The organism is Burkholderia lata (genome assembly GCF_902499025.1).
Taxonomy (GTDB): Bacteria; Pseudomonadota; Gammaproteobacteria; order Burkholderiales; family Burkholderiaceae; genus Burkholderia; species Burkholderia lata_C.
This window is the reverse complement of sequence record NZ_CABVPW010000098.1, coordinates 1-2,952: the sequence shown is the minus strand read 5'-3', so window position 1 is coordinate 2,952 and position 2,952 is coordinate 1. Positions and strand designations below refer to the sequence as shown.

Annotated in this window: 4 pseudogenes; 2 read left to right on the top strand and 2 right to left on the bottom strand. The window is 60.4% G+C overall.

The window, feature by feature from the left end:
* A pseudogene (locus tag BDI24065_RS40735) lies at nucleotides 1-602 on the bottom strand (IS21 family transposase); the annotation flags it as partial.
* Nucleotides 603-759: 157 nt separating this feature from the next.
* On the opposite strand from BDI24065_RS40735, the pseudogene BDI24065_RS40730 reads away from it, so the two are divergent.
* Both BDI24065_RS40730 and BDI24065_RS40725 read left to right on the top strand, forming a co-directional pair.
* Nucleotides 760-1,461: pseudogene (locus tag BDI24065_RS40730) on the top strand (IS3 family transposase); the annotation flags it as partial.
* A 30-nt stretch (nucleotides 1,462-1,491) separates the two neighbouring features.
* Nucleotides 1,492-2,091: pseudogene (locus tag BDI24065_RS40725) on the top strand (IS5 family transposase); the annotation flags it as partial.
* A gap of 28 nt (nucleotides 2,092-2,119) precedes the next feature.
* Here BDI24065_RS40725 and BDI24065_RS40720 read toward each other — a convergent pair.
* Nucleotides 2,120-2,872, bottom strand: a pseudogene (locus BDI24065_RS40720) (IS5 family transposase); the annotation flags it as partial.
* Between the last annotated feature and the right edge of the window lie 80 nt (nucleotides 2,873-2,952).

Sequence of the window (2,952 nt, the reverse complement as noted above, 5' to 3'; positions counted from 1 at the left end):
CTCAAGGTCATGAACACGATATCTCTAACGCACCGCTCGCAAAGCCCGTTTACACCGTTCCCAAATTCAACAGCCTGATAGAAACTCTCACCACCCTCAACCATGTTCGCATGCTCTCAGTACGAAGTAATACAGCCTGCGGCCGAACGGGGTGCCGCCGATCGTTACGCACAGCTTGCTCATATCGGTGAAGTCCGACCGTCCGCGCACGCCGGGTTGATGCTCCTGGGGGAAGAGCACCCCCTGGGTAGGGCCCTCAAGCGCTCGCCACTGGCGAATACGCCGCTCCAGTGTGCGCCGCATGCTATCGGGATACCAATCCGGATGATCATCCCGCAGCTTGCGCTGGACCGTGATGCCTATCAGGTGGGGCGCGTTGCGCAGCAGCGACACGACTTCGCTATCCCAGACGTCGACGAACGGATCGGGACGGGTGCGCCACGAATGCCGCGGCTTCTGGGATGGCAACGTGTCATCGCGCTCGATGCGGCGTGCCGTACGCACGCTGATGCCAGTCTTACGGCCACGACTCCCCGCGGATGGTGTTTGCGCTTGTTCATATGGAGACGAACCTGTTGGTCGGTGATGCGGGTTCCAGACATGAGCCGACCGCTTCTTCTTTAAGCTTCGATCAGCCCATCCTACAGCCCCGCCGACGCTGCGCTGCCGGTGGCTCGTCGTCTCCGGCGGCTACGCCGCCTGCGACTCCTCACCACCGGACAAAACAATCGTCAACGACCGGCCAAGATAATTGGCGCCGCCCAGATGAGCATTTTATCGGCGCAATATCCTTGCAACGGATACCGGCGGATCCAGATCTTTCTGGAGCGGCAAGGCCATCCGATGAGCGCGGATCGTGCGTGGCGGCTTTGGCGCCTTGCGGGGCTACAGATGCCTCTCAAGCGTCCGCGCAGACGCGTGTCAGTCCTTCGTCCTCGGTCCCAGCCAGCGACGGCGGCTCGGCATGTGTACGACTTCGTATTTGACGCCTGCGCCAACGGCCAGCAACTGAAATGCCTGACGGTGATCGATGAATACACACGAGAGTGCTTGGCCATCGATGTTGCGGGATCGGTCCGTTCCGGGCGGGTCATCGAGGTTCTGTCGAAGCTGGTCAGCGTTCACGGAGCGCCACGCTACCTTCGCTCCGATAATGGCCCGGAGCTCGTGTCGCGACCTATCCTGAAGTGGGCAGCGGATACCGGGATGGAAATGGCGCTCAGCGATCCTGGCAAGCCTTGGAAAAATGGTGCGGACGAGAGCTTCAACGGCAAATTCCGCGACGAGTGCCTGAGCCTCGAATGGATTCGGACGCGCGCCGAAGCTACGGTCGTGATCGAACAATGGAGGCGTCATTACAACACCGTCCGGCCGCATTCAAGTCTGGTGTACCTGACGCCCGACGAGTTCAAGCAGCAGTATTTTTCAACTGACGCAACCGAGGCCGTTCTCCAAGATTGAGATGGCCCGAAGAAGTCAGGAAGGTCACGCTGGCACACGATCTACACGCGCATGAACCGTTGGTCTCGCAATGGCGTATTGGACCGAGTGTTCACGGAGTAGCAGCGCGCTCAGATCATTCGCGTTCGGATTGAAGCGATGTCGCTGGATAGCACGATCGTGAAGGTTCATCCTGACGGTACCGGTGCGTTAAAAAATGGACCCCAAGCCATCGGCAAGTCTCGCGGAGGATGGACAACCAAGGTTCATATGGTTGCCGCGGATGCTCGAACAGCCATAACGTTCGCACTGTCGCCTGGTCAAGCCGGCGATGCACCGCAGGGGCGTGCACTGCTCGAACGACTTGGGCCGACGAATCGGCCGCTGCATCTGTTGATGGACAAGGCGTACGAAGGCAACGAGACTCGACAACTCGCGCTCGATCTCGGATTCATCCCCGTCGCACCTCCGTTAAGTACTCGCGTCGAACCTTGGGAGTACGACAGGGAAATGTACAAGCGTCGCAACGAAGTCGAGCGGCTGTTCCGTCGATTGAAGGGCTTTCGTCGCATCTTCTCGCGCGTCGACAAGCTCGACTTGATGTTCATTGCCTCAATCAACTTCGCCCTGATTATCGAAACTCTTCGATAGTGTGAACACGCCCTAAGCCTTTTCGTTCCTAGACGGATTGCGGACGTGCAAGGTCCGCCATGCGGTTCAGCACGCCCACGCGGATGACAACCTCGGTTGCCTGCGATTCGGTGCGTCGCGCCCACCGGCAGTTACCCATGAGCGTCTTGAAGCGATACATTGCGTTCTCCGCGAGCGAGCGCCGACGGTAGCTGCTGTCCTTCTTCCATTCGCGGCGGCCGAGTCGAGCAATCGCATCGACCGCGTCGTTGAGCCATGTCGCGCCCGACGTGTTCTCGGGCCAATGAGCAGCGCCTTCGCGCGGCGGGATCGATGGCGTTGCACCGCGCGCGGCGATCGCGGCACGGCATGGCTTGGTGTCGTAGGCCCCGTCACCGCCGATGACATCGAGCAGCTCGTCGTCCGGGATCTGGTCGAGCAGTTCGGCGAGGACGTCACCGTCGGCGACGTCCTGATGCGTCATCAACGTGGCGCGCACCTGACCGGTATTCGCGTCGAGCTCGAGATGCACCTTGCGCCACGTGTGGCGCTTCGAGTAACCGTGCTGGCGCACCTTCCATTTGCCTTCGCCGTAGACCTTCACGCCGGTGCTGTCGACCATCAGATGGATCGGCTCGCCGTCGTCAACGATCGGCAGTTGGACCTCAAGCGTTTGCGCACGGCGGCAGAGCGTCGTGTAATTCGGCACGGGCAAGGTGGCGAAAGCCAGCTCGCGCAGGCTTTGCGCGAAGCCTTGCAGCTCGCGCAGCGGCAGGCGGAACACGGTCTTGATGCCCAGCAGTGCCTAGCAGGCTGTTGAATTTGGGAACGGTGTAAACGGGCTTTGCGAGCGGTGCGTTAGAGATATCGTGTTCATGACCT